At 66.3% G+C, this 24,744-nt stretch carries 26 protein-coding genes and 1 pseudogene; 18 read left to right on the top strand and 9 right to left on the bottom strand.

What is annotated here, in order from left to right:
• The first annotated feature begins 7 nt into the window (after positions 1–7).
• Positions 8–1,513 (top strand): carboxylesterase/lipase family protein, encoded by a 1,506-nt coding sequence (locus tag ACQP1G_RS05490; protein ID WP_433198979.1) that lies wholly within the window; start codon positions 8–10, stop codon positions 1,511–1,513.
• A 26-nt stretch (positions 1,514–1,539) separates the two neighbouring features.
• Here ACQP1G_RS05490 and ACQP1G_RS05485 read toward each other — a convergent pair whose 3' ends face one another.
• The gene (locus ACQP1G_RS05485; protein ID WP_433198977.1) at positions 1,540–2,409 is read right to left on the bottom strand and encodes an Fpg/Nei family DNA glycosylase; all 870 of its coding nucleotides are present in this window, start codon (positions 2,407–2,409) and stop codon (positions 1,540–1,542) included.
• Positions 2,410–2,549: 140 nt separating this feature from the next.
• On the bottom strand, positions 2,550–3,413 hold the full coding sequence (locus tag ACQP1G_RS05480; protein ID WP_433198975.1) for an NAD(P)H-binding protein: 864 nt from the start codon (positions 3,411–3,413) through the stop codon (positions 2,550–2,552).
• A 125-nt stretch (positions 3,414–3,538) separates the two neighbouring features.
• Here ACQP1G_RS05480 and ACQP1G_RS05475 point away from each other — a divergent pair, with 125 nt between their 5' ends.
• Positions 3,539–4,537 (top strand): Lrp/AsnC family transcriptional regulator, encoded by a 999-nt coding sequence (locus ACQP1G_RS05475; RefSeq protein ID WP_433198973.1) that lies wholly within the window; start codon positions 3,539–3,541, stop codon positions 4,535–4,537.
• Here ACQP1G_RS05475 and cobF read toward each other — a convergent pair.
• The gene (gene cobF, locus ACQP1G_RS05470) at positions 4,479–5,243 is read right to left on the bottom strand and encodes a precorrin-6A synthase (deacetylating) (protein WP_433198971.1); all 765 of its coding nucleotides are present in this window, start codon (positions 5,241–5,243) and stop codon (positions 4,479–4,481) included. The two genes, ACQP1G_RS05475 and cobF, sit on opposite strands and share 59 nt — an antisense overlap.
• A 44-nt stretch (positions 5,244–5,287) precedes the next feature.
• Between cobF and ACQP1G_RS05465 the strand changes: the two genes are divergently transcribed.
• From ACQP1G_RS05465 to ACQP1G_RS05425, 9 genes and pseudogenes are all read left to right on the top strand, one after another.
• Positions 5,288–6,094 carry a thymidylate synthase gene (locus ACQP1G_RS05465; protein WP_433198969.1) on the top strand — a complete coding sequence of 269 codons (807 nt, stop codon included), beginning with the start codon at positions 5,288–5,290 and terminating at the stop codon, positions 6,092–6,094.
• Positions 6,091–6,585: a dihydrofolate reductase gene (locus ACQP1G_RS05460; RefSeq protein WP_433198967.1), complete on the top strand. Its 495-nt coding sequence runs from the start codon at positions 6,091–6,093 to the stop codon at positions 6,583–6,585. The genes ACQP1G_RS05465 and ACQP1G_RS05460 overlap by 4 nt, the downstream gene beginning before the upstream one ends.
• 92 nt (positions 6,586–6,677) lie before the next feature.
• The gene (locus ACQP1G_RS05455; RefSeq protein ID WP_433198965.1) at positions 6,678–7,004 is read left to right on the top strand and encodes a cupin domain-containing protein; all 327 of its coding nucleotides are present in this window, start codon (positions 6,678–6,680) and stop codon (positions 7,002–7,004) included.
• Between the two features lie 60 nt (positions 7,005–7,064).
• Entirely contained in the window at positions 7,065–8,093 is a 1,029-nt protein-coding gene (locus ACQP1G_RS05450) for a Dyp-type peroxidase (protein ID WP_433198963.1), read from the top strand.
• The gene (locus ACQP1G_RS05445) at positions 8,090–8,890 is read left to right on the top strand and encodes a family 1 encapsulin nanocompartment shell protein (protein ID WP_433198961.1); all 801 of its coding nucleotides are present in this window, start codon (positions 8,090–8,092) and stop codon (positions 8,888–8,890) included. Before ACQP1G_RS05450 ends, ACQP1G_RS05445 begins: the two co-directional genes overlap by 4 nt.
• A 79-nt stretch (positions 8,891–8,969) precedes the next feature.
• Positions 8,970–9,500, top strand: a complete 531-nt coding sequence (locus ACQP1G_RS05440) for a hypothetical protein (RefSeq protein ID WP_433198959.1) — start codon at positions 8,970–8,972, stop codon at positions 9,498–9,500.
• A gap of 64 nt (positions 9,501–9,564) precedes the next feature.
• Positions 9,565–9,999: pseudogene (locus ACQP1G_RS05435) on the top strand (TerD family protein); the annotation flags it as partial.
• Between the two features lie 272 nt (positions 10,000–10,271).
• A complete protein-coding gene (locus ACQP1G_RS05430; RefSeq protein WP_433209569.1) occupies positions 10,272–11,090 on the top strand; it encodes a TerD family protein in 819 nt (272 codons plus the stop codon).
• Positions 11,091–11,120: 30 nt separating this feature from the next.
• Positions 11,121–12,479 (top strand): TerD family protein, encoded by a 1,359-nt coding sequence (locus ACQP1G_RS05425; RefSeq protein ID WP_433198957.1) that lies wholly within the window; start codon positions 11,121–11,123, stop codon positions 12,477–12,479.
• Positions 12,480–12,491: 12 nt separating this feature from the next.
• On the opposite strand, the gene ACQP1G_RS05420 is transcribed toward ACQP1G_RS05425, so the two are convergent.
• The gene (locus ACQP1G_RS05420) at positions 12,492–13,148 is read right to left on the bottom strand and encodes a TetR/AcrR family transcriptional regulator (protein ID WP_433198955.1); all 657 of its coding nucleotides are present in this window, start codon (positions 13,146–13,148) and stop codon (positions 12,492–12,494) included.
• A 232-nt stretch (positions 13,149–13,380) separates the two neighbouring features.
• Between ACQP1G_RS05420 and ACQP1G_RS05415 the strand changes: the two genes are divergently transcribed.
• The 4 genes from ACQP1G_RS05415 (at position 13,381) to ACQP1G_RS05400 (ending at position 18,582) form a co-directional block, all read left to right on the top strand.
• Positions 13,381–14,916 carry an amino acid permease gene (locus ACQP1G_RS05415; RefSeq protein WP_433198953.1) on the top strand — a complete coding sequence of 512 codons (1,536 nt, stop codon included), beginning with the start codon at positions 13,381–13,383 and terminating at the stop codon, positions 14,914–14,916.
• A 71-nt stretch (positions 14,917–14,987) separates the two neighbouring features.
• Positions 14,988–15,737, top strand: coding sequence for a DUF1989 domain-containing protein (locus ACQP1G_RS05410; protein WP_433198951.1), 750 nt, complete (start codon positions 14,988–14,990; stop codon positions 15,735–15,737).
• Positions 15,734–16,354, top strand: coding sequence for an urea amidolyase associated protein UAAP2 (locus ACQP1G_RS05405; protein WP_433198949.1), 621 nt, complete (start codon positions 15,734–15,736; stop codon positions 16,352–16,354). Before ACQP1G_RS05410 ends, ACQP1G_RS05405 begins: the two co-directional genes overlap by 4 nt.
• A 224-nt stretch (positions 16,355–16,578) precedes the next feature.
• On the top strand, positions 16,579–18,582 hold the full coding sequence (locus ACQP1G_RS05400) for a 5-oxoprolinase/urea amidolyase family protein (protein ID WP_433208179.1): 2,004 nt from the start codon (positions 16,579–16,581) through the stop codon (positions 18,580–18,582).
• An 11-nt stretch (positions 18,583–18,593) separates the two neighbouring features.
• Here ACQP1G_RS05400 and ACQP1G_RS05395 read toward each other — a convergent pair whose 3' ends face one another.
• Both ACQP1G_RS05395 and ACQP1G_RS05390 read right to left on the bottom strand, forming a co-directional pair.
• Entirely contained in the window at positions 18,594–18,746 is a 153-nt protein-coding gene (locus ACQP1G_RS05395; RefSeq protein ID WP_433198947.1) for a hypothetical protein, read from the bottom strand.
• Between the two features lie 145 nt (positions 18,747–18,891).
• Complete coding sequence (locus ACQP1G_RS05390; RefSeq protein WP_433198945.1) at positions 18,892–19,911, bottom strand: NAD(P)-dependent alcohol dehydrogenase; 1,020 nt, start codon at positions 19,909–19,911, stop codon at positions 18,892–18,894.
• Between the two features lie 99 nt (positions 19,912–20,010).
• Here ACQP1G_RS05390 and ACQP1G_RS05385 point away from each other — a divergent pair, with 99 nt between their 5' ends.
• Complete coding sequence (locus ACQP1G_RS05385; RefSeq protein ID WP_433198943.1) at positions 20,011–20,670, top strand: TetR/AcrR family transcriptional regulator; 660 nt, start codon at positions 20,011–20,013, stop codon at positions 20,668–20,670.
• Positions 20,671–20,752: 82 nt separating this feature from the next.
• On the opposite strand, the gene ACQP1G_RS05380 is transcribed toward ACQP1G_RS05385, so the two are convergent.
• The gene (locus tag ACQP1G_RS05380) at positions 20,753–21,229 is read right to left on the bottom strand and encodes a MarR family winged helix-turn-helix transcriptional regulator (protein WP_433198941.1); all 477 of its coding nucleotides are present in this window, start codon (positions 21,227–21,229) and stop codon (positions 20,753–20,755) included.
• Positions 21,230–21,339: 110 nt separating this feature from the next.
• Here ACQP1G_RS05380 and ACQP1G_RS05375 point away from each other — a divergent pair, with 110 nt between their 5' ends.
• Complete coding sequence (locus tag ACQP1G_RS05375; protein WP_433198939.1) at positions 21,340–22,467, top strand: GDSL-type esterase/lipase family protein; 1,128 nt, start codon at positions 21,340–21,342, stop codon at positions 22,465–22,467.
• A 218-nt stretch (positions 22,468–22,685) separates the two neighbouring features.
• On the opposite strand, the gene ACQP1G_RS05370 is transcribed toward ACQP1G_RS05375, so the two are convergent.
• Positions 22,686–23,297: a TetR/AcrR family transcriptional regulator gene (locus ACQP1G_RS05370; RefSeq protein WP_433198937.1), complete on the bottom strand. Its 612-nt coding sequence runs from the start codon at positions 23,295–23,297 to the stop codon at positions 22,686–22,688.
• Between the two features lie 72 nt (positions 23,298–23,369).
• Between ACQP1G_RS05370 and ACQP1G_RS05365 the strand changes: the two genes are divergently transcribed.
• The gene (locus ACQP1G_RS05365; RefSeq protein ID WP_433198935.1) at positions 23,370–23,930 is read left to right on the top strand and encodes a peroxiredoxin-like family protein; all 561 of its coding nucleotides are present in this window, start codon (positions 23,370–23,372) and stop codon (positions 23,928–23,930) included.
• Positions 23,931–24,017: 87 nt separating this feature from the next.
• Here the strand turns inward: ACQP1G_RS05365 and ACQP1G_RS05360 are convergent, their stop codons facing one another.
• Positions 24,018–24,593 (bottom strand): Uma2 family endonuclease, encoded by a 576-nt coding sequence (locus tag ACQP1G_RS05360; RefSeq protein ID WP_433198933.1) that lies wholly within the window; start codon positions 24,591–24,593, stop codon positions 24,018–24,020.
• Positions 24,594–24,744: the final 151 nt, after the last annotated feature.

The raw sequence follows: 24,744 nt of genomic DNA, 5'->3' as shown, positions 1-24,744 counted from the left end.
CGGAAAGATGTCCGATATCACGACCGCCGACGGAGTTGTCCGCGGTTACCGCGGCCGCCGTGCGCTGCGCTGGCGCTCCCTGCCCTATGCCGCCGCACCGGTGGGCGACCTGCGATTTCGAGCGCCGCAGCCGGTGCAGCCGTGGACCGGTGTGCGCGAGGCGACCGCCTTCGGATTCGCCGCGATGCAGCATCGCTCCGGTGCGCGGATCGGACCGCGCCGGTACCAGCCGACCAGTGAAGACGCCCTGACACTGAATGTCGTCGCGCCGATCGAGCCGTCCGCGACGCCGCGGCCGGTCATGGTGTTCATGCACGGCGGCGGCTATCTGATCGGCACCTCGGCGCTCGGCCTGTATTCCGGTGCCCGGCTCGCGGTGGGCGGCGATGTGATCGTGGTGTCGCTGAACTACCGGCTCGGTGCGTTCGGCTACGTCGATTTCGGTGAATTCGGCACGTCCGAGCGGCCTTTCGACGCCAACCTCGGACTGCGCGATCAGGTCGCGGCATTGGAGTGGGTGCACCGCAATATCGCCGCGTTCGGCGGAGATCCGGACAATGTCACGATTTTCGGTGAATCGGCGGGCGCACACGCGGTGCTGTCGCTGCTGGCAACGCCCGCGGCCAAGGGGCTGTTCCATCGCGGCATCGCGCAGAGCCCACCGGCCGATTGGGGTATGTGCGCCGAGGATGCGCGCGCCTTCGCCCGGCGGTGCATCGATGCGCTCGGTGCGACCCCGGATACCGCCGCCGAGGCACTGATCACGGCCAGTGCCAACGATATTCGCCGCGCGGTCGACAAGATCAGCGGGCAGGTATTGCGGGAGCGCCCCGGGCTGTTCCCGATTGCCCCGGTCGTCGACGGCGAATACCTTCCGCAGTCGCCGATCGACGCCATCACCAGCGGTGCCGCACACCGGGTTCCGCTGATCATCGGCACGAATCGCGATGAGGGCACGTTATTCGCGAAGTTCGCCGACGAACTACCGACCACCCCACCCCGCCTGCACGCCCTGCTGACCCGCGCGGGCGGAGCAGAGCTCGAATCACGGGTGCTCGCGGCCTATCCCGGCTATCCCGACGCGAAGGTCGCCGTTCGCGCCGGTGGCGACTACGTCTTCTGGCGCCCCTCGGTCACCGTCGCGGCGGGTCATAGTCGCTACGCCCCGACCTATGCCTACCGCTACGATTTCGCGCCGCGCACATTGCGGCTCACCGGCATCGGCGCGACCCACGCGACGGATCTGATCCCGGTCTTCGGCGCCGCCGACTCCCCGTTCGGGCGCGCCATCACCGCGGCGGGCGGGCGGCGTGGACTGGTATCGGTCACCCGCCAGTTCCAGGACAACTGGCTCGCGTTCGCCCGCACCGGCCGACCGCTCCCGTCCTGGCCCGCCTATACCGAGGATCGGCGCACCACATTGATCATCGACGAGATCACCCGCGTGGAGAACGATCCGGATGAGGCCAAACGTATTGCCTGGCAAGGAATTCGGGTGCCGACGCTGATCTGACGCGCTACTTCAGCTGATCTGACGCGCTACTTCAGCAAGCGCGACATGCGGCGGTCGGCCAATACCTTGCCGCCGGTCTGGCAGGTCGGGCAGTACTGGAACGAGCGCTCGGCGTAGGAGACCTCGCGAACGGTATCGCCGCAGACCGGGCACGGCAGGCCGGTGCGGGCATGTACCCGCATGCCGGAACGCTTTTCGCCCTTGAGGCGCGCGGCGTCCTGGCCGACGGATCGCTGGACCGCATCGGTCAGCACCGAACGCATCGCCTGGTACAGGATCGAGATCGTTTCCGCCGACATGGTTTTGGTGTTGGCAAAGGGTGAGATCCGCGCCGTGTGCAGAATTTCGTCGGAGTAGGCATTACCGATGCCCGCGATCAGTGTCTGATCGACGATCGCGGTCTTGATGCGTTGCGATGCGCCGTGCAGGATTTCGCCGAACTGCTCCTCGGTCACCTCGAGTGCATCCGGGCCGAGGCGCGCGACGCCGGGCACCAGCTTCGGATCGTCGACGATGTACACCGCGAGGCGTTTCTTGGTGCCCGCCTCGGTCAGGTCGAATGCGGGTGTCATGCCCTCGGGGGTGAAGAAGTGCACCCGCAGCGCGAGCGGACTCTTGCCGCCCGGTTTGGGTGGCGTCTGGCTCGGCTCATCGATCCACCGCAACCACCCACCCCGCGACAGATGCGTGATCAACCACAGCCCATCGCATTCCATCCCGAGGAATTTGCCCCACCGACCCGCACCGGTCACATCGCGCCCGGACAGTGCCGTCACCGGCGGATCGAACGTCTTGACCGCACTCAACGCCGCCACATCGACACGCCCGATTACGGCGCCGACCGCGTGCTCCCGCAGGAACTGCGCCAACGCCTCCACTTCCGGTAGCTCGGGCACGAGTGCCAGGCTACCCGGCCCCACCGACATATGCGCTGTTCACGCACGCGGCGGGGGATCAAGATCAGATGGAATCTATGGCGGCATCGCACGGGAAACCCCCGCCACCAGTTCCACCTGATCTTGATCGCCGGATAGTGCTATGCGGCGTCCGCTAGGGCGAAGTGGTGGCGGTGGTGTTCGGCCCAGGTGCGGAACGATCGGGGTGGGGTTGCGGTGATCCGCTCGACGGTGGGGTGTACGACCGAGGTGAACGCCTCCAGTGCGGTGGCCCGCAGCGCCATGATCGCGTCGGCCATTTCGTCCGGCACGCCGTGGTCGATGATCGACTGCCGGGCGGCGGCGGGCGCGACCTCGACGTAGCGCAGCGGTCGCCCGAGCACGTCGGCGAGGATGGCGGTCTGCTCACCGGGCGACAGCGGCTCCGGTCCGCTCAGGGTGTAGATCTCACCCTCGTGGCCGCCGGTGGTGAGTGCCGTCGCGGCGACCGCGGCGATATCGTGCGGGTCGACCACGGCGATGCGGCCCTGGCCGAACGGTGCGTAGACCGCGCCGTGATCGCGAATGGAACCGGCCCAGTGCAGGGCATTGGCCATGAACCCCAAAGGGCGCACCATCGTCCACGCGACCCCGCTGTCCCGGACCGCCTGTTCACCGGCGCGGTGCCAGGTGGGGATCGGATCGGTCGCGGTGTCGTCGCCGGTGCGGCCGGATGACAGTTTGACCAGGTGGCCGACCCCGGCGCGGGCCGCGGCCTGCGCGAGATTCGCGTCGTGGGTGGGGATTTCGGGTCCGCTGGACAGCAGGAAGACTCGATCGACACCACGCACCGCATCGGCGAGACCTTTCGGGTCGCCCAGATCAGCGCGCACCACCTCGACACTGTCGGGCAGTCCGGCGGTATCGGGCCGACGTGTGCTCGCCCGCACCCGGACGCCCAACTCGAGCAACTGGCCGATCAACTCGCGGCCTACGGTCCCGGTCGCTCCGGTCACCAGAATCATCGCTGTCTCCTTCATCGATCCGCCGGGCCCGACGAGCCCGTGACGAAGTCCACCTTCGACAGACCCGACGAAACACACCATCGACTGACGAGAATCAGCGGATACTTTCCATATCCAGCGGAGATATGAAAGATATTTCCATGCTCGACGACCTCGACCGTGGCCTGATCCACGCCCTGCACATCGACGGGCGTGCCCCGTTCAACAAGATCGCGGCTGTCTTGCACGTGTCGACGCAAACCGTCACCCGCCGCTATCAACGCCTGCGCGCCACCGCCGGACTCCGCGTGGTCGGCGTCGCCGATCCGGGCCACGCCGGACACACCCGGTGGCTCGTCCGCCTGACCACAACCCCTGCCACCGGTCAAAACCTCGCGAACTCCCTGGCCCGGCGCCCGGACACCTCCTGGGTCAAACTCACCTCGGGTGGTACGGAAATCCTGCTGGTAGTGAATATTCCGCGCGACGCCGCTGCCTCCCGCTCGATCCTGCTGCAGGACCTCCCCTTGGCCGCGGGCATCACCGCCGTCTCGGCCCACTACGTCCTGCACACCTACCTCGGCGGCCCGACCGCATGGCGCGGCCATACCACCGCACTGGCCGAACACCAGCGAAAACAACTGCGGCCGAACAGATCCGGTCCCGCACCCCGCCGCGGCCTCGCCGATACCGACGCCGCACTACTGGCCGCCCTACAACTGGACGGCCGAGCCACACTGGCCCAACTCGCCGCCGCGACCGGTTGGTCCCGAGCCACCGTCACCCGGCGACTCGCCGACCTACAAGCGGTCCAGGCGATCTTCTTCGATGTCGAACTCGATGACGCCCACTTCGGCGCCACCACCCGAGCGCTGCTGTGGATGTCGGTGGCACCGGCACACCTCGACCGCGTAGCGACCGCACTTGCCGAACACGACGAACTGGCCTTCGTCGCCGCCACCACCGGTGCGACAAACCTTGTCGCACAAGCGATGTGCCCCGATCCCGAGGCACTGCACCACTACCTCACCCACCGCCTGGGCGCGCTCGAGGCCATCCACTCCTTGCAGAGCACGCCCGTCCTTGTCACGGTGAAGGCCGCTGGCCGGTTCCCGCACCCGGACGCAGCAGGTAGACGTCCATGATCCAACCCTTTTCGGCCCGTAACCGCGTCCGGCGCTCGACGATCTCCTTTTCGACCTCGCGCAGCGGCCCCTCGATCAACGTCTCGTCGGGCATCCCCAGATACGCACCCCACCAGATGTGCACATCGTCACCGGGCACCTCGGTGAACGAACAGTCACCGTCCAGCATCACTACCGTCGAACCGCTGAGCCCGTCCTCGCGCAGGCGACGCCCGGTGGTGACGTGCACCGGCTCGCCGATGCGATGCAGCACCATCCGATGCCGCGCGGCCAGCGCCTGCACGCTGGTGACGCCCGCGATCACCTCATAGTCGAAGCTCTGCGCACCGCGATCCAGTACGCGTTCGATCATGCGCAAGGTGCTGTCGTACAGCGACGGATCGCCCCAGACGAGAATGCCGCCGACACCGTCGACCTGGGCGAAGGCATCTTCCAGCAATGCCGAGCGGCGATCGTGCCAATCCTCGACAACGCCCTGGTAATCGGCGGGCGCGCGGTCGCGCGGCGGATCGGCGATCTCCACGATGCGGTAGGGGTGATCGAGGTGTTCGGTGAGGATCGCGGTGCGCACGTCGAGGAGTTCCTGCTTCTCGGCGCCCTTGCCGATGACGAAGAACACCTCGACCTGCCGCATGGCCTTGATCGCCTGCACCGTCACCTGGTCCGGATCGCCCGCACCGATGCCGATCACGTAGAGCTTGCGCATGGGCCCGAGCTTGCCAGGCGCGGGGGTGGGTAAGCTCGCCAGGCGTGGCCAACAATGCTGATACCCAGTACGAGGATCTGCTCCGACTGGTCCTCGAATCCGGCACCCCGAAGGCGGACCGAACGGGCACCGGCACCCGCAGTGTCTTCGGCCATCAGCTGCGCTACGACCTCGCCGCGGGCTTCCCGCTGATCACCACCAAAATGGTGCATCTGAAGTCGATCGTCTACGAGTTGCTGTGGTTCCTGCGCGGCGATTCCAATGTGGCCTGGTTGCACGAGCACGGCGTCTCCATCTGGGACGAATGGGCGGACCGCAAGGGTGAACTCGGCCCGGTTTACGGTGTGCAATGGCGATCCTGGCCCACGCCGAACGGCACCCATATCGACCAGATCGCCGAAGTGCTGCATACCCTGCGCACCAATCCGGATTCCCGGCGCATCATCGTCTCGGCCTGGAATGTGGCCGATCTCGACAAGATGGCGTTGGCACCCTGCCACGCGTTCTTCCAGTTCTATGTGGCCGAGGGCAAGCTGTCCTGCCAGCTCTACCAGCGCAGCGCGGACCTCTTCCTCGGCGTGCCGTTCAATATCGCCAGCTACGCGCTGCTCACCCATATGGTGGCCCAGCAGACCGAACTCGAGCCCGGTGATTTCATCTGGACCGGCGGCGACTGCCATATCTACGACAACCACGTCGCGCAGGTCACCGAACAGCTGACCCGCGAGCCGTATCCGTTCCCGAAACTGAACCTGCGGCCCGCGCCGACACTGTTCGATTACGCCTACGAGGACGTGGAAGTGGTCGGCTACCAACACCACCCGGCGATCAAGGCGCCGGTAGCGGTGTGAAGGACCGCATCATCGGCCTGATCTGGGCGCAGACCCCGGACGGGGTGATCGGCTCGCAGAACACCATCCCCTGGCGCGTGCCCGAGGATATGGCGAACTTCAAGGCCGTCACCATGGGGCATCCGGTCATCATGGGGCGGCGCACCTGGGATTCCCTGCCGCCCCGATTCCGTCCGCTCGACGGCCGCCGCAATATCGTGGTGACCCGCCAGCCCGACTGGTCGGCGGCGGGCGCCGAACGTGCCGCCGCGCTCACCGACGCGCTGGCCAGCTGCGCACCCGATGACGTCTGGATCATCGGCGGTGGCGAAATCTACCGGGCGGCCATCGATTTCGCGACGGACCTGCTGGTCACCGAGGTGGACACGCGCGTCCACGGCGACGCCTACGCGCCCGCCATCGGCCCCGAATGGCACGCCGAGGACACCGCCCCGTGGCGCGGGTCGAAGTCCGGTCTGCGCTTCCGGATTCGCCGATACACCCGCAAATAAGCACACGTCAACCCGCCTATCGGGCATACTCCTGAATATCAGCCCGTGTCACCAGCCCTGATCCGGCTGATTGCATCTGCGAAAGGCGGTCCATGGACAAGAAATCGCTGACTGCGGTCGCTCGCCAACAGCTCAAGTTGGCCGCAACCGCCACGAGCGGGCGCAGTTCGCAAACAATCTACGGCGGTCACGCCAATGCGCTCCGGCAGACCGTTGTCGGTCTCTCGGCCGGCCAGAGCCTGGCCGAACACGATAATGCGGGCGAGGCCACCCTGCTGGTGCTCAGTGGCACTCTGACCTTGATCAGCGGCAGCAACGAGTGGAAGGGTTCGGCCGGGGACCTGCTGGTCGTGCCGAAGGCGCGGCACAGCGTCAAGGCCGTCGACGATGTCGCATTCCTGCTGACAGTCGCCAAGTAGTAGCCGACAGGCCAGCACCGCGTGGCCGGTAGGTCGGTACCGGGCTCTAGTCTGGAGCCCATGGGTGAGCCGCAGCCGATCCTCCAACCGCTCACACCGGCCGCGATCTTCCTCGTCGCCACGATCGACGAAGGTGGCGAAGCGGCGGTGCGCGACCTGCTCGCCGATCTCCCCGGGTTGCGTCGTTCGATCGGTTTTCGGGTGCCCGGCGCCGGACTCACCTGCGTCGCATCGATCGGCTCCGCCGCATGGGATCGTCTGTTCGGCGGGCCGCGGCCCGCCGAATTGCATGAACTCCCGGAATTCGTCGGCGAGGTGCATCGCGCCCCCACCACCCCGGGCGATCTGCTCTTTCATATCAAGGCCGAAACCCAGGACGCCTGTTTCGAATTGGCCATGACGATCGGTGACCGGCTCGACGCTGCGGTCACCATCGTCGACCAGACCGTCGGGTTCCGCTATTTCGAGCAGCGCGATCTACTCGGCTTCGTGGACGGCACCGAGAATCCGGAGGGCCCGGCAGCGGTCAGCGCGGCCGTCGTCGGCGACGAGGATCCGGACTTCGCGGGCGGTAGTTATGTCATCGTGCAGAAGTACCTGCACACCATGGCGGAATGGCGGGCACTGCCGGTCGAGGAGCAGGAGCGGGTGATCGGACGCACCAAGCTCGATGACTTCGAACTCTCCGATGCGGAAAAACCCGCGAATTCGCATGTCGCGGTGAACACCATCACCGAGGCCGATGGCACCGAGCGGCAGATCGTGCGCGCCAATATGCCCTTCGGCAGCATCAAGGACGACGAATTCGGCACGTACTACATCGCCTACGCGGCCACGCCGAGCGTCACCGAAACCATGCTCTCCCGGATGTTCGTCGGTACGGAAGAAGCGGCCTACGACCGCATCCTCGACTTCTCCATCGCAGTGACCGGCACGCTGTTCTTCACGCCACCCGCAGACTTCTTCGACGACCTCCCCGCAGCGCCCGAGGTCGCCGCGGCAACGCGCGAGGAATCTTTGCCGCCCAACGGCGTTGGCACTATCGGCTCTCTCGGTATCGGCACGTTGAAAAGGAGCATGCAGTCATGAACAACCTCTATCGCGAACTCGCGCCGATCACCTCCGAGGCATGGAAGGCGATCGAGGAAGAGGCGACACGCACCTTCAAGCGTCATATCGCCGGTCGCCGGGTGGTCGACCTGTCCGGACCGCACGGCGCCGACTACTCCGCGGTCGGACTCGGCCGCACCACCGCGATCACCGCACCGGATGAGGGTGTGCAGGCCCGCCAGCGCGTGGTCGCGCCGCTGGTCGAACTGCGGGTGCCGTTCACGCTCTCGCGCGAGGAACTCGACGATGTCGAACGCGGCGCCAAGGACACCGATCTGGACGCGGTGAAAGATGCCGCGCGCCGGATCGCCTTCGCCGAGGATCGGGCCATCTTCGAGGGCTACCAGGCCGCGAATATCACCGGTATCCGGGCGAGTTCGTCCAATGCCCCGATCACACTGCCCAGCGATCCGCGGCTGGCGCCGGAGGCCGTCGCCCAGGCACTGAGCGCACTGCGGCTGGCCGGCGTCGACGGCCCGTATTCCGTGCTCTTGAGCGCGGACCTGTACACGGCGGTCAGCGAGACCTCCGATCACGGCCACCCGATTCGCACCCATATCGAACGCCTCATTCCGGAGGGCGAGATCATCTGGGCACCGGCCATCGACGGTGCGTTCGTGCTGACCACCCGCGGCGGCGACTTCGATCTGCAGCTGGGCCAGGACCTCTCGATCGGCTACCTCGCCCATGACGGGCAATCGGTACAGCTCTACTTCCAAGAGAGTCTGCAGTTCCTGGTCTACACCGGGGAAGCCGCGGTCGCGCTGGAAGCCTGAATTCACCGACCCGCCCGCATCGGGAAGCCACCGGTCAACCGGACCGGCTAGGTTGGGGTGCGGTAAAGCGGGAGGTCAGATGACGATGGTGCGTGCGGGTGTGGTTCCGACCCGGCGGGCAATGCTGTATGGGACGCTCGGGATCGCGGCGACCGTCCTGGTCTGCGCTGCGATCGTCGCCGGATTCGGGCTCAACCGGGTCTTCACCGGATTGCTGGCCGGTGCGGTCGCTGGCGTAGCCCTGCTCACCGCATTGTTCGGCAGGGACGTCATCGTGCTCACCGACGGTGCGATCTACCGGCGCACCCCGTGGCGGGAATCCAGTATCGAATGGGACCGGGTGGTGGCCGGACGGTTTGCCCTCGACGAGCGAGCTCGCTGGTCGCTCGCACTGGATCTGATCGGTGGCGACGAGCGCCACGGCGAACTCGTCCTGCTATCCATCCCGCCGGTGCGGCGGCCCGTCGCCGGCGCGTACGACATGCGCAAACGCGAGCAGGTCACCGAGATCCGGGCGATGCTGCGGCACAAGCGGGTGCCGGTGACGGTACTGCCGGAAATCGCCGGTGCGCTGCAACAACATTGGCGGATCGCACCGCCGACCCGTTGATCGAACGCGGTCGCACAGATCGAGACAGGGCGCGCTCGGGTCGTATACCTTGGCAGATGTGTCGATGATGAAGGGCGCCAATGTCGCGGTGCCGATGTCGTCAGTCCGCGTCGAGCTGGGGTGGCAGTCAGGTCAGGGGGTTCCGGATGCGGATGCCTCGGCCCTATTACTCGTTTCCGGAAAAGTGCGCTCGGACAACGACTTCGTCTTCTACAACCAGCCGAATCACCCTTCCGGCGCGGTGCGGCACGAAGGTAAGCGTCAAGGGCCGACCGTAACCGACACAGTGGCGGTCGATCTGGCACAGGTCGAACCGCAGATCGACACGATCGTGATCGCGGCTTCCGCGGATGGCGGCACCTTCGGGCAGTTCCGTGGGCTGTATGTGCGGGTGTTCGATGCGGTGAGCGGCGCGGAGGCGGCGCGGTTCGACAGCACCGGTGCCAGTTCCGAGACTGCGTTCGTGCTCGGGGAGTTGTATCGGCGGCAAGGAGCGTGGAAGTTCCGGGCGGTCGGGCAGGGGTATGCGACCGGATTGGCCGGGCTGGCTACCGATTTCGGGTTTCGGTTGATGATGCGGGAGCTGGGCAGCAGGCGAGTGCGCCGCGGTACACCCAACCGCAGCAGCCGAGCGCAGCGCCGCCCGCGCCGCAACAGCACTACGCGCCACCGCCTCCAGCGCAGCCGTATGCGCCCCCACCTACAACGCAACAGCCGTATGCGCCCCCACCCACTCCGCATACCGCGCCTGCGCAGCAGTACGCGGCACCGTTGCCGTACCCGCCTCCGGCACCGCCCGGGTACCCGCCGAATCCGGTGTCCCAGCCTTATCCGGCGAGCCCGACCTCGCAGCCTTATCCGCCCACCCCAGCGTCGCAGCCGTACCCGCCGCCGACGACACCCGGCCAATTCGCCCCGCCGCCTGCGGGTCCCGCTTCGACGGGGGCCCCGGTCGATCTCAGCAAGGTCTCGCTGACGAAGGAATCGCCGACGGTCTCGCTGACCAAGCACGGCGCGACCTCGGGCACCATGCGGGTCAACCTGAATTGGGTCACCGCGCAGACCGGCGGTGGCGGTCTGTTCGGCCGCAAGCGCGCCAACTCCCTCGATCTGGATCTCTGCTGCTTCTTCGAGCTCGCCGATGGCAGGATCGGATCGGTTCGCGCCCTCGACCGGTCCTTCGGCGCACTGGATCGTCCGCCGTTCATCCGGCTCGACCAGGACGACCGGACCGGTGGCAGCGCGACCGGCGAGAACCTGGATATCAATCTCGACTACACCGCGCAGTTCCGCCGAATTCTGGTCTTCGCCTCGATCTACCAGGGCGCGAACAACTTCCAGGGCGTGCAGTCGACCGCCAACCTGTACCCGCGCAATTCGCCGCCGATCGAAATGATCATCAGCGGCTGCCACGACGATTCCCGCGATGTGATCCTCGCGCATATCGAGAACCTGAACGGCGAGTTGATCGTTCGCCGCGACGGCACCTTCATCCGACCGCCCGCGGGCCATCCCGGCGGCGGTATCCGCGAGATCGCCCGAATCTACAACTGGAACTTCGAGTTCAAGGCGACCCGGGGCAAAGACTAGAGTCACTCGAAACGATTGCGGGGGTTGGTTATGTCGATGCTCGAGGGCGCCAACGTCGCGGTTCCGACGTCAACGGTTCGGGTGGAACTCGGCTGGCAAGCCGGGCCGGGTATGCCCGATGCCGATGCGGCGGCGCTGCTGCTCGCCAATGGAAAGGTGCGCTCGGACAACGACTTCGTCTTCTACAACCAGCCGGGTCATCCGTCCGGCGCGGTGCGCTACGAGGGCAAGCAACGGGGGCCGACGGTGCTGGACGTGTTGTCGGTCGACCTGTCACGGGTGGAACCGCAGATAGAGACGGTCGTGATCGCGGCCTCCGCGGACGGTGGCACCTTCGGCCAGTTCCATGGTTTGTCCGTGCGGCTGGTGGATTCGCTGAACGGTGCCGAGCTCGCGCGCTTCGACAGCGTCGGCGCGACCACCGAAACCGCCTTCGTACTCGGCGAACTGTATCGGCGACAGGGCAATTGGAAATTCCGTGCCGTCGGGCAGGGGTATGCGTCCGGATTGGCCGGGCTGGCAACCGATTACGGGATCTCCGTCGACGCCGAACCCGCGCCGACGCAACAACCGGTGCCAGCGCAACAGTTCGCACCCCAACAGCAGCCCGCGCCACCACAGCAGCCCGCTCCACCGCAGCAGTTCTCTCCACCGCAGCAGTTCGCGCCACCGCAACAGCCAGCGCACCCACCGCAATTCGCCCAACCACAGCAGTTCGCGCCACCGGCCGCACCGGTCCCACCACAGGCGCCGCCGATCAATATGAGCAAGATCTCCCTCACCAAAGAGGCTCCGGCGGTCTCGCTCACCAAGACCGGTGCCACGCGGGGCATCATGCGGGTGAACCTGAACTGGACCTCGCCGTCGGGCAAGGGCATCTTCGGCAAGCGCAAGACCGGTGATGCGCTCGACCTGGATCTCTGCTGTCTGTGGGAGCTCCAGGACGGATCCAAGGGCACCATTCATGCCATCGGAAATTTCGGATCGCTGGAGCATTCGCCCTACATCCTGCTCGATAAGGACGACCGTACCGGTGCCAGCGCGAGCGGCGAGAACCTCGATATCAATCTCGACCACACGGCCGCCTTCCGCAGAATCCTGGTGTTCGCCGCGCTCTACGAGGGCGCGCCGGACTTCCGCGGTGTCAAAGCCACCGCGACGCTGTATCCGGCGGGCGCCCCGCCGATCGAAATGAGCGTCGACAGTTGTACCAATGACTCGCGCCGCATGGTGCTGGCACTCATCGAGAACATCAATGGTGAACTCGTCGTGCGGCGCGAGGGCGTATTCCTGCCGCGCCCGACCGATCCGTCGATCTTCCTCAACCAAGCCGTCGACCTGGCGTACGGCTGGGGCATGGAGTGGGTGCGCGTCGACGGAAAGGCCTGACCCGCAGACGTTTCAGGCCGCCAAACGTTGGAGGAGTTCGCTCGCATCGGCGCGGAGTCGGTCCAGATCTCCGGACCAGCCGAGCATCCGCATGACCGCGGCGGGGATGGCGCGTTCCGCATCCGCGGGCCCGCTGCCTTCGTCCGAGCGGATATTGATCACCGTCTCCACGAGCCGAAACGGCAGGCCCTCGGCCCCGGGAACACCCGCATCGGCACTCACCCCCGCGGCCAGAGTCTCGTAGTGCCCGCGTAGTTCGTCACGGCGGAGCCGGAAGGCCGCGAAGCGTTCGGTGCGCAACTCCGGAAGCAGGTACAGCGCACCGAGATTCCACTGCGCCGCGCACAGCTGGCGCACATCGAACCAAGCGAGCGCGTACAGCCTGGTGTGCACCGGTTCTCGCACCTCGTGCAGGCGTTCGGCGAGTTCCAATGGACCAGCGATGGTTTCGGCGAGCAGTGCGTCGAGGATGTCGTCCTTGGCGGCGAAGTGGTGATAAAGCGAGGCCTGCCGGATCCCGACTGCATCCGCGACCGCGCGGGTGGAGGTATTGGCATAGCCATTGGTGGTGAAGAGCTCTCCGGCGGCGTCGAGGATCTCCGCGCGCGGCGTCCGACCACGACGGGGTCGCTGGTCGAGCCGGGGACGGCCGGGACCGAGATTTGCCACGATGCCATTCTGACACCGCGTCCAGTACGGTCACCCGCCGCCATAGCATTCAGACCAGTCTGGTCGTTCTGGACCGATCACCGAGGTGTGAGGTTTCTGTCACTCGATAGAAATCCGGGCAACGCAGAAGTTACCGGCGTTCCCGGAAGCGATACACACCGGACACCGAAATCGCGATCGCGAACGCAAAACTGTCATCTGATAGGTATTGGCCGCTCGCGAAGGAACCCCCATGGCCACCAAAGTCGATTCACTCGCCCCCGTCCTCCCACCGCCCGACACCATCCGGGACAACGCCGACCTCGCAGGCTTCGGCTATCAGCCGGTACTGCACCGCAAACTGGGCCGCTACGCCTCGTTCGCGGCCGGATTCTCCTTCGTCTCCATCCTCACCACGATCTTCCAGTTCTTCGGCTTCGGCTATTCATTCGGTGGGGCCGCGTTCTTCTGGACCTGGCCGATCGTGTTCGCGGGGCAGTTCCTCGTCGCGCTGAACTTCGCCGAACTGGCCGCGCGCTACCCGATCTCGGGCTGTATCTACCAGTGGTCGCGGCGGCTCGGCGGCGAGGTCGTCGGCTGGTTCGCCGGGTGGATGATGATCATCGCGCAGATCGTCACGGCCGCGGCGGCGGCGATCGCGCTGCAGGTGGTGCTGCCCTCGATCTGGAGCGGATTCCAGATCGTCGGCGACGATGCCGCGCTCACCTCGACCTCCGGCGCTACCAATGCGGTGGTGCTCGGCAGCATTCTGCTGGTGATCACCACGGTGATCAATGTGATCGGCATCGATCTGATGGCCAGGATCAATTCGATCGGGGTCACCGTCGAGATCGTCGGCGTGCTGGCGATCATCGCATTGTTCTTCACCCACACCGAGCGCGGGCCGGGTGTGGTGCTGCAGACCGATCAGGCCGCGCCGGGACCGTACTGGGCGGCATTTCTCGTCTCGGGTCTGATGGCCGCCTATGTGATGGTCGGATTCGATTCCGCTGGTGAACTTTCCGAGGAAACCAAGAATCCACGGCGGGTCGCCCCGCGCACCATCCTGACCGCGCTCGCGGTCTCCGCGCTCGGCGGCGGACTGCTGCTGCTCGGGGCACTGATGGCCGCACCCAGCCTGGACGACGGTGCGCTATCCACCGAGGGTCTGGCCTATGTGCTCACCTCGAAGCTCGACAGCCCAGCGGGCACGGTGCTGCTCGGATGCGTCGCGGTGGCGATCACGGTATGCACCTTGGCAATTCAGACAGCAGGCTCGCGCCTGATGTTCTCGATGGCGCGGGATGGCAAGTTGCCCTTCGCCCGTCGCCTCGCCGCGGTGCATCCGCGCTTCGGCACCCCGGTGCTGCCCTCGGTGATCATCGGCGTGCTCGGTATCGGCCTGCTGGTGCTCAACCTCGGCAATGCCGCCATCTTCGCCACCCTGGCCAGTGTCTGCATCGTGACGCTCTATCTGGCGTACCTGCTGGTCACCGTGCCATTGCTGGTGCGAAGGAGCAAGGGCTGGGATAGCGACGCCGCGCTGTTCAGCCTGGGCCGCTTCGGCATTGCGATCAACGCACTGGCCGTCGTCTGGGGCATCGCCATGGCGGTGAACCTGGCTTGGCCGCGCGCCGAGGTCTACACGCCGAATGGCGGTGGCTGGTGGATGCTCTGGGCCGCGCCGCTTTTCGTGCTGGTGGTGATCGCCATCGGGGTGGTCGTGCACCGCGTCGTCAATGGCGGGCCGAATGCCGAAAGCCTCGAACCGGCCGCCCAACCGGCCTGACTGTGTGCGGTGGCGGGCATCGGTGCCCGCCACCGCACACCGACCACAGACCACATCGAAAGGAGTCAACGATGACCAGCACAGCCTCCACGACCGGAGCGCGCGCACATGCGAGGTCGCAAGCGGCCGCCGCGACGATTGCGGGGCCGGAGCTGCCCGATGATGTCGCGGCGGCGAAAATCACCTTTGCCCACCGTGTTCCGGCCGGTGGGTATGCGAATATCGTGCTCGGTCGCGGGACCAGGATGTGCTTGCGCGATCCGGCCGGTGCCGCGTGCGCGCAGCTATTGCTGCTGCGGGCCGATGCGCCGTGGGAACGGCTGAATGTCGCCGATACCGTGAAGGTGCCGTGGCAGGCCTATCTGGGCATCGGGCATCCACTGCTCTCCGATCAGGGCCGGGTGCTGGCCACCGTGGTCGCCGATACCTCCGGCCACCACGACACGCTGTGTGGGCCGACGCCCGAAGGGCGCGCACTGCTGCGGCTCGCGGGGACCAAACAGGGACTCGAGCCGCGCGATATCGCGCCGACGGTGTCCTTCTTCCGTGGTGTCCGTGTCGAATCCGATGGTGCGCTGACCGCGACGGGTAGTGCGGCCCCTGGCGCCTCGATCGATCTGCTGATCCATCTGCCGGTGGTCGTGCTCATCGCCGACACCGCGCATCCGCTCGACGACCGGCCCGCGACGGATCTCGATATCGTCGCCTGGTCCGCGACCGAAGAGCTTGCCACACACCATAATTCGGATCCGGAGTACCTGCGGGCCGTCGAGAACACCGAACAGGCCTGGATGGCCGCGACTGTGGAGGTAGGGGCATGACCTCGGCACCGACCCGCACCATCGTGCTCGACGAGACCGTGCCGGCACGCGCGCCATGGTCGAGCGTGGTCCGCGCGGGCGATCAGCTCGAAATCATCGATCTGCACGGTAATCAGGCCGTCGACTGTCTGCTGTACTCGGCCGCCGACCATACCGACCGCTACAGCGCACAGGCCACCATCACCGCGCAGCGCAATATCTTCCTCGGCACCGGCAGCGTGCTGCGCACCGATGCGGGCACCGCACTGATGACCGTCGTCGCCGACGAGGTCGGCAATCACGACACCATCGCCGGCGCCTGCTCCCAGGAGTCCAATACGCTGCGCTACGGCCACCACACCCGCCACCAGCACGCCTGTGTGGAGAACTTCCTCGCCGAGGCGTTGACATGGGGCCTCGGTAAACGGGATCTCGTCTCGAATATCAACTGGTTCATGAATGTTCCGGTGGAAGCCGACGGCACCCTCGGCATCGTCGACGGATTGTCCGCTCCGGGAAAGAAAGTCACATTGCGCGCCGAGATCGACACCCTCGTGCTGGTCTCGAACTGCCCCCAGATCAATAACCCCTGCAATGGTTTCGATCCCACGCCCGTTCGGATGGTGGTGACCCGATGACCGTTGCCGACCTATCGGCGGTGGCAACTACGCCAGCAGGCCAGCAACCCGGAACGACCGAGGTCGTCGAGCCGACGCGTCACCCCGCTGACGACATTTCATCGACCGCAGGAGTCGTCACAGCCGACGATTCGTCGAAGTGCGCCCAAGACGCCGCGAACCGCTCTGGTCCGACGGCAGCGGCCTGTACCACCGACGCGAACCATGTCGGACACTCGGCCGAGATGTGGGGGGCGACCGGCGCGGGACAAGCTCTCGCCGCGGCCGTCGAGGTGATACGGCCGGGAATGCTGACGACGGTGCAGGATTGGCCGGGGCGGGTCGGGTATTGGCATGTCGGGGTGCCGCCATCGGGGCCGATGGACGATCTGTCCTTCCGGCTCGGTAATCGAGTGCTCGGCAACGCCGAGGGTGCGGCGGGTCTCGAATGTACGCTCGGCGGACCGGCTTTGCGATTCTCCGCGCCGACCTGGGTCTGCGTCACGGGTGCGCCGACCGATATCCGGGTCGACGGCGTCGCCGTGCCGCAGTGGCGTACGGTTGCGGTGCCAGCGGGCGGCGTACTCGATATCGGCGCGGTGCGCGGGCCCGGTATGCGTTGCTACGTGCTGATCGCGGGCGGTATCCAGGTGCCCGAATTTCTCGGCAGTGCGGCCACCTTCACACTCGGCAAGTTCGGTGGTAGTGCGGGCGGCACCCTGCGGGTCGGTGAGGTGCTATCGCTCGGCCCGCACGACGGTCGGGTCACGACCGGGGTGCCGATGGAGGAACAGCCGGTCCTGTCCCGACGGTGGGAACTTGCCGTCACCGAAGGTCCGCACGGCGCGCCGGAATTCTTCTCCCGCACCGACTTCGACACCATCATCGGCACCGACTACGAGGTGCATTTCAATTCCGATCGCACCGGTGTGCGGCTGATCGGCCCGAAGCCGGAATGGGCCAGGACCGACGGCGGCGAAGCCGGCCTGCACCCGTCCAATATTCACGACACCCCGTATTCGGTGGGGGCACTGGACTTCACCGGTGATACGCCGATCCTCCTCGGCCCCGACGGACCCAGCCTCGGCGGCTTCGTCTGCCCGGTGACGGTGGTCGCCGCCGATCGGTGGAAACTCGGTCAGCTCGCCCCGGGCGACGCGGTACGTTTCGTCCCGATCCGCAGCGATCGCGCCGCATCGATTCGGGAGCTGGGTTCGGCCAGACGCGCCGCATGGCCCACGGTGCTCGCCCCCGGCGGCGACGGCGATGACGGTGTGCTGCGCCGCACCGATGTCGACGACGAGACCGGGGTGACCTATCGCCGCCAGGGTGACGACGGCGTCCTCGTCGAATACGGCACCATGACACTGGATCTCGGTCTACGCGCCCGCGTGCACGCCCTGCACCAGCATCTGCTCGAGGTCGGCGTGCGCGGCGTGACCGAGCTGACGCCGGGTGTCCGTTCACTGCAGATCCGGGTCGATCCGGGCATCCTGCCCGTTGCCGTACTACTCGATCTGCTGACCGAGGCCGAACAGCACATCCCCGCCTCGGATCAGCTCGTCGTGCCGAGCCGTACCGTACATCTGCCGCTGTCCTGGGACGATCCGTCGACCCGGGAGGCGATCACCCGCTACATGCACGGCGTACGAGCCGACGCCCCTTGGTGCCCATGGAATATCGAATTCATCCGGCGCATGAACGGATTGGACTCGGTCCAGGACGTCTACGACACGGTGTTCGGGGCCGAGTACCTGGTGCTCGGACTGGGCGATGTCTATCTGGGCGCACCGGTGGCGACACCGACCGATCCGCGTCATCGGCTGGTCACCACGAAGTACAACCCGGCGCGCACCTGGACTCCCGAGAATGCCGTCGGTATCGGCGGGGCCTACCTGTGCATCTACGGTATGGAGGGCCCCGGCGGCTACCAATTCGTCGGCCGCACAACCCAGGTTTGGAACCACCGCCACCCCGGCGACGACCCCGACGACCCGCCGTGGCTGCTGCGCTACTTCGATCGCATCCGCTGGTATCCCGTCGGGGCGGATGAACTCCTCGACCTGCGCGCCGACTTCACCGCGGGCCAGATCGAGGTGACCGCCGAAGACGGTGAATTCGCACTCGCCGACTACCGAAAGTTCCTCTCCGACAACGCCGAATCCATCGACGCATTCCGCGCCATGCAATCGGAAGCGTTCACCGAGGAACGCGACTCCTGGCAGCGCGCAGGCGAACTCACCGCCTAGCCCTGCGCGAGTTACCAGCCGAAGACTTCGGCCAGATCGATGGAGTTGTCGTCCCAGAGTTCCTCGATGGTGCGGCGTTCGGCCGCGGGGAGGTCCGGGGACCATCCGCAGCTGCGCCAGAAGTCTTCTCGATGTTGCTGAGTAATCCGTCTCGGTTCACTCATGCGGCTCACCCCTGCCAACACGTCCTGCTGACATAGATTGTGGGCCTGCTCCGGCCGCGACATGCCGAAACAGGCCCACTTTTTCAGCGCAGGTCGCCGCCGAACGCATCGCCCCCACCGTGGGCGTCATCGAGGCGGTCGACGATCAGACGAGGATGACTGTTTTGCCCTGGGCGTGGCCGTCGGCTACGTGGGCTACCGCGGCGGCGGCATCGGCCAGTGGGTAGCGGCGTTCGATCAGTGGTTGCAGTAGTCCGCGGGCAGCGAGATCCGTCAGGTAGTCGAGATCGGCGGCGCGGGGGCGCATGAGCAGCGGCCGCAGGGTCTGGGTGGCGAAGATATCGGCCAGGACGACCTTTCCGATCCAGCTGACCGGGCCGAGCCAGTTGCCGCCGGGGGCACCTGCCGAGGACACGAAGACGCCGTTGGGAGTGAGGATGCGGCGGCAGTCGGCTAGGGAGCGGTTGCCGACCAGGTCGAGCAGCACATCGTAGCGGCCGCTCTGGGCGGTGAAATCCGCTGTGGTGTAGTCGATTACGTGGTCTGCGCCGAGGGCGCGGACAGCCTCGGCGTGGCGGGTGCTGCAGACGGCGGTCACTTGCGCACCGAGAGCCTTGGCGATTTGGATCGCGAAGGTGCCGACGCCACCGGATGCACCGTTGATCAGCACCGACCGACCGGCGCGCAATTGTCCGACATCGCGCAATCCCTGCAGTGCGGTCATGCCCGAATCCGGCACCGCCGCAGCCTGTTCGAATGTGAGCTCGGCGGGTTTGCGGGCGAGGGTGTCCACTGGAACGCGGACGTATTCGGCGAACGCTCCCGAGACCACCGCGCCGTACACCTCGTCACCGATTCGGAAGGCGTGCACATCGGGCCCGACCGCGACCACGTCACCCGCCAGGTCATGTCCGATCACCCGATACCTGGGGCGCCGAACACCGAAGCCCATCAAACGGATCAGATACGGCTTGCCGGTCAGCAGATGGACGTCACCGCTACACACCGCCGCCGCACGCACCCGAACCAGCACCTCGCCCGGACCAGGTTCCGGGCGATCCATCACCTCCGTCCGGAGCACCGCACTGGAACCGTATTTCGGGGCCACGATCGCGTTCATCGTCGCTACCCCGCCGCTCGACCGGACCGCCCGCGCTTGCGACATAAGACTTCCTCACCTGCGATTTCCGCTGCACTTACACTGTAAGTAGGATAGTGAGGACGGTACGCTTACAGCGTAAGTACGTCAAGAGAGAAGGGGCCGATGGCCGAAACACCCGCCAGCGCGACCCGCACGCCGCTGAACCGTGATCGCGTGCTGCGCACCGCCGTCCAGTTCGCCGACGAGCACGGGCTCACCGCACTGTCCATGCGCAAGCTCGCACAGGCGTTGGGCGTCGAGGCGATGTCGCTCTACAACCACGTCACGAATAAGGACGATCTGCTCGACGGCATCGTCGACCTGGTCGTGGCGGAGATCGAGGCCCCTGCGATCGGCGGCGACTGGAAGGCCGCGCTGCGCAAGCGCGCCACCTCGGCGCACGAGATGCTGCGGCGACACCCCTGGGCCACCGGCCTCATCGGCTCCCGGATCAATGTCGGTCCGGCCATGCTGCACTACATCGATGCCACGGTCGGCTGCCTGCTCGCGGCGGGCTTCACCTATCAGCAGGCCGACCGGGCCTGGAATGCGCTCGACAGCCATATCTACGGATTCACCCTGCAAGAGCAGAATTTTCCGCTGGAACCTGCCGAATACGCCCGCGCCGCAACGGAATTCCTGCCGCTCATCCCGGCCGAGGAGTACCCGCATATGAACGCGCTGGCCCGGCGCGTCATCGCGGGCACCCATAACGGCATCGCCGATTTCGATTTCGGCCTCGAGCTGATCCTCGACGGCTTGGAGCGGCTCAGGGACGCGTGATCAGATGACCAGCCCGGCCGTCGCACCCGAATACTGCCCGCTGCCCGGTGATCAGTTGTCCGGAGCAAACGATTTCGGTGGTCTACTCCGGTTCATATGCCGTCGCCTGCGGGCTGACCTCGTCGCGAACGATACGCAGCCCCGCGACCAAGCCGTCGAGCTGGTCGCGAGTCAGCAGACCGGTGAACCACCGCTCGACAACCTCGAGATATTCGGGCAGCACGCGCGCCAGCCTGGTCGCACCCGCCGCGGTGAGTACCGCGTAGGAGCTGCGCCGGTCCGCGGCGTCGAGCTCGCGGCGGACGAAGCCGTTGCGCTGCAGCCGGTCGACCAGTCGGGTGACACCACTGGTCGACAGATTCGTCTGGGCCGCGAGATCGGTCATCCGTAGCCGCCGCCCGGCCGAGCGGCTCAACCGCATCAGCGCGTTGGCGTCCAGACCCGATAGGCCGTGCTTCTTCCAGGTCGGCTCCAACTTCCGGAGCAGGCCGTCGTGCACCTCGTAGAGCAGGCCCATCGTGGTGAGCCTCGGGTCGTCGAAGAGGTCCGTCGCATTCACATCGGCGAGCCTAGCCGAGATAGTTGCGACGAGGATAGTTGACATGCGGAACATATGCGCTAGATTGTTGTCATCGCAATATTCCGCACCGCAACTAAATGGAGATTCAGATGACTGCCGCACCGCACTGGGTCGCAAGCTTCCGTTCCCCCCTGGTCGACCCGACCGAGCGGATCCGCCTGGTCGAGCCGCGCAACTTCGCCGATCACACGGTGCGCCAAGTGCTGCACCTGGTCGGCGGCGGCGAGCAGTTGCGGGTGCGCCTGACCAACCGCTACGGCCCCACGCCGGTGACCATCGGCGCGGCCCGTATCGCGGTGCGCAAGTCCGGCGCCGAGATCGTGACGGAGACCGATACCGGACTGCTCTTCGACGGCAAGGCGCATACGACCATTGCGGCCGGAGCCGATATCGTCAGCGACCCGGTCGATTTCGTGACGACACCCGGTACCGACCTGGTGCTGAGCGTGTACCTGCCGGAAGCGACCGGCCTGGCGCCGTTTTCGCAACTGCCGATGGAATCCAGCTACGTGGCCGAGGGCAACCAGACCGCCGCGCTCGCGCTGTCCGACGCCGAGGAGACCACCTCACGGTTCTACGTGACCGGCGTCGACGTGCTCACGACATCGGACGCCCCGATCGTGGTCGCATTCGGCGACTCCTGGTTCGAAGGCGTCGGCTCGACCTCGGGCGCCAACCGCCGCTCGGTCGACGTGCTCAATGAACGCCTCGTCGCCGGGTGGGCGCTCAACCAGGGCATCGGCGGAACCCGTCTGCTGACCGATCAGATCGGCGAGCACGGCCTGGCTCGGTTCGACCGCGACGTCCTCGCCGTCCCCGGCGTGACGCATGTGGTGCTGAACTTCGGCATCAACGACCTGATGCTCGACAACCACACCTCACCCGCCGATGACCTGATCGCCGGATTCACCACGGTTGCCGAACGTGCTCGGGCCGCTGGGCTGAAGGTCTACGCGAACACCATCGGGCCCTTTGCCGGTGTGATCTATCCGGACCTCAATGTCGCCGAGGGGCTGCGGGTTCGTACTGCCGTCAACGAATGGCTGCGCACCACAGACATCTTCGACGGCGTTTTCGATGTGGCGGCCGCCGTGGAAGATCCGGCTGATCGTGACTTCATCCGGCCCGACCTGGATTCCGGTGACGGCCTGCACCTCAATGACGCAGGCGCGCGCATCATGGGCGAAACCATGACTATTCCCGGGCTCATCCGCTGAATCACCGGCCGCTGCGGACTATTGGTCCTCGGGCGCTCGCATCGCCGCGTCCCGACCCGGTAGCGGACGCCCGCGAAATCCCCTGCGGCAGACCTCTGGCCAGCCGCACTCGTTTCGGATTATCCGCATCGGCTCGAATCGATCCCCCGCGTGGGCACACCGGGCACGCTACCGGCCCATCGGCGCCCCTTGCTCGCCGTCGACCTCCGCTCGCGGCGTTATGGGGCCAGACCGCGCAAGACGATTTCGATGCCGAGGCGGAATTCCGTTTCGGCATCGACTTTTCGGGCGTCCGTTGCGGTTTCGGTGAGGAGGGGGTAGTCGGCGGGGGTGAGTCGGGTCATGGCGGCGGTGCCCGCGCCGGAGAGCGGGCCGTAGTGCTCGTTCTGGAGGTGGCCGAGGAGGTAGGCGACAAGGGTGCGCTGGGCCAGGACTCGGCCGATGCCGGTGAAGCCCGCGGCGGTGAGGACCGTCAGCATCGCCTCGATCCAGCGCACGCTGGCAGGGGCGGACTGGCGGTGGCGCACGACGAGCGGGACCGCCGCCGGATGAGTGCAGATCGCAGTGCGCATCCGGTCCAGTAGTGCCGTGACGCGATCACGCCAGTCCGGAGCCTTCGGTGGGGTCAGGTCGATGGTGGCGAGGAGGTGGTCGACGAGCAGCACCTCCAGTTCGTCGCGGTCGGCGACATACCGGTAGAGCCCCATGGTGGCGATACGGAGTTCCTTGGCGACCGCGCGCATGGTCAGGCCGGACAGTCCGTCGCGATCGAGCACAGCGATGGCGGCGGCCGCTATGGCGGGGCTGGTCAGCGAGCGAGGACGGGGCACGGGTTGACAGCGTACAAGGTACGCGCATACTTGTTTGTAGGCGTACGACGTACACCTACGAAGGGAGTTCTCATGTCCTTGCCGACTACGGTGGCCGACCGGGCACTGGTCACCATCGCCGACAGCACAATTCACATCCCCGATCAGGATTGCCTGATACACCTGCAGTTTCGCCGCTTCGCCGGATGCCCGATCTGCAACCTGCATCTGCGCTCGTTCGCGGTGCGACACGATGAGATCCTCGCCGCGAATATCCGCGAGGTCGTCGTCTTCCATTCCAGTGCAGCCGAATTGCGCACCTACGAAGGCGACCTCCCCTTCGACCTGATCGCCGACCCGGACCGAAACCTCTACCGCGAGTTCGGCATCGAAGCCGCACCCCGTGCCCTACTCGACCCGCGCGCCTGGCCCGCCATCATCCGGGGCGTCGTCACCGCGACCCGAGCCGCGTTGCGCAAGGAAAAACCCGCTCCCCCGGGCAAACCCGAAGGCGGCCGCCTGGGCCTACCCGGCGACTTCCTCATCGCCCCCGACGGCCGAGTCCTGGCCAGCAACCTCGGCAAACACGCCGACGACCAATGGTCCGTCGACGAACTGCTCGCGCTCGCACCCAGCACAGAGGCGCGGCATTGACCATCGAGCGCCCGAAGCTCGTCACGGCATGCGGCCCTGACCCTGCTGCCGAGGAAGCAGGCCAGCGTTGCGGCGACGGTGTCCGACTCAGGGCATCAGTGACGCCGGATCCACCGTGAACTCGAAGGGACCGCGCAGGGTGACGGTGTCTCCAGCCGCCACCCGGTGCGTCCGTTCGTAGGTGTCGTCCGCGCCAAGGGCATGCGCGAACAGGACCGGCAACGTTTCGTCGCGGAGTTGGCCTTTGAACGGGTTGATCTCGACGCGCCAGTAGTTCGGGATACCGGCTGCGGCATAGAGAACAGGCTTGACCATGCGGTCCTGCAAGGTCGTTGATTTGGATACCACTTCGACGACCAGTTTCACCTGTTCGGCCGGAACACCCCGGGCGTCCCAGTCGATCGGGTCGGTAGCCACCATGACATCGGGAATCGGCTCGTCATCGCCGATCAGCACCCCGACGCCTTCCAGCACGACATACCCGGGTGGCACAACATCAACGAGTGCGCGCACCAGCCACTGAATCAGCCATTGATGTCGCGGTTTGGGAGCAGCGTTCACGACGAGCTGGCCATTCAGCACCTCGTACCGTAATCCGTCTTCGGGCATGTGATCGAGGTCCTCGGCTGTCCAACGATCGGACCTGGGAACGGGCATTGCCATTGGAACCACCTCCAACCTCGCCGCACGGGAGCGAACGATGTCCGCTGACTCCGTCCGAGTCTAGCCGGAGGAGCACGTGTCAGCGGTGCACCAGCCCGCTGGTGCATTGAGCTGAGTCAATGGTGGCTACGCCATGATCGCAACTCCGCTC

The organism is Nocardia sp. CA-107356 (assembly GCF_050946365.1).
Classification (GTDB): Bacteria; Actinomycetota; Actinomycetes; order Mycobacteriales; family Mycobacteriaceae; genus Nocardia.
Note: the sequence above shows the minus strand (reverse complement) of the source record. Positions and strands in the feature narration are given on the sequence as shown.

Coding starts and splice junctions, on each gene's coding strand:
- ACQP1G_RS05490 (WP_433198979.1), top strand. CDS start 8: ATGTCCGATATCACGACCGCCGACGGAGTTGTCCGCGGTTACCGCGGC.
- ACQP1G_RS05480 (WP_433198975.1), bottom strand. CDS start 3,413: ATGATTCTGGTGACCGGAGCGACCGGGACCGTAGGCCGCGAGTTGATC.
- ACQP1G_RS05475 (WP_433198973.1), top strand. CDS start 3,539: ATGAAAGATATTTCCATGCTCGACGACCTCGACCGTGGCCTGATCCAC.
- cobF (WP_433198971.1), bottom strand. CDS start 5,243: ATGCGCAAGCTCTACGTGATCGGCATCGGTGCGGGCGATCCGGACCAG.
- ACQP1G_RS05455 (WP_433198965.1), top strand. CDS start 6,678: ATGGACAAGAAATCGCTGACTGCGGTCGCTCGCCAACAGCTCAAGTTG.
- ACQP1G_RS05450 (WP_433198963.1), top strand. CDS start 7,065: ATGGGTGAGCCGCAGCCGATCCTCCAACCGCTCACACCGGCCGCGATC.
- ACQP1G_RS05445 (WP_433198961.1), top strand. CDS start 8,090: ATGAACAACCTCTATCGCGAACTCGCGCCGATCACCTCCGAGGCATGG.
- ACQP1G_RS05440 (WP_433198959.1), top strand. CDS start 8,970: ATGACGATGGTGCGTGCGGGTGTGGTTCCGACCCGGCGGGCAATGCTG.
- ACQP1G_RS05425 (WP_433198957.1), top strand. CDS start 11,121: ATGTCGATGCTCGAGGGCGCCAACGTCGCGGTTCCGACGTCAACGGTT.
- ACQP1G_RS05415 (WP_433198953.1), top strand. CDS start 13,381: ATGGCCACCAAAGTCGATTCACTCGCCCCCGTCCTCCCACCGCCCGAC.
- ACQP1G_RS05410 (WP_433198951.1), top strand. CDS start 14,988: ATGACCAGCACAGCCTCCACGACCGGAGCGCGCGCACATGCGAGGTCG.
- ACQP1G_RS05405 (WP_433198949.1), top strand. CDS start 15,734: ATGACCTCGGCACCGACCCGCACCATCGTGCTCGACGAGACCGTGCCG.
- ACQP1G_RS05400 (WP_433208179.1), top strand. CDS start 16,579: ATGTGGGGGGCGACCGGCGCGGGACAAGCTCTCGCCGCGGCCGTCGAG.
- ACQP1G_RS05395 (WP_433198947.1), bottom strand. CDS start 18,746: ATGAGTGAACCGAGACGGATTACTCAGCAACATCGAGAAGACTTCTGG.
- ACQP1G_RS05390 (WP_433198945.1), bottom strand. CDS start 19,911: ATGTCGCAAGCGCGGGCGGTCCGGTCGAGCGGCGGGGTAGCGACGATG.
- ACQP1G_RS05385 (WP_433198943.1), top strand. CDS start 20,011: ATGGCCGAAACACCCGCCAGCGCGACCCGCACGCCGCTGAACCGTGAT.
- ACQP1G_RS05375 (WP_433198939.1), top strand. CDS start 21,340: ATGACTGCCGCACCGCACTGGGTCGCAAGCTTCCGTTCCCCCCTGGTC.
- ACQP1G_RS05365 (WP_433198935.1), top strand. CDS start 23,370: ATGTCCTTGCCGACTACGGTGGCCGACCGGGCACTGGTCACCATCGCC.
- ACQP1G_RS05360 (WP_433198933.1), bottom strand. CDS start 24,593: ATGGCAATGCCCGTTCCCAGGTCCGATCGTTGGACAGCCGAGGACCTC.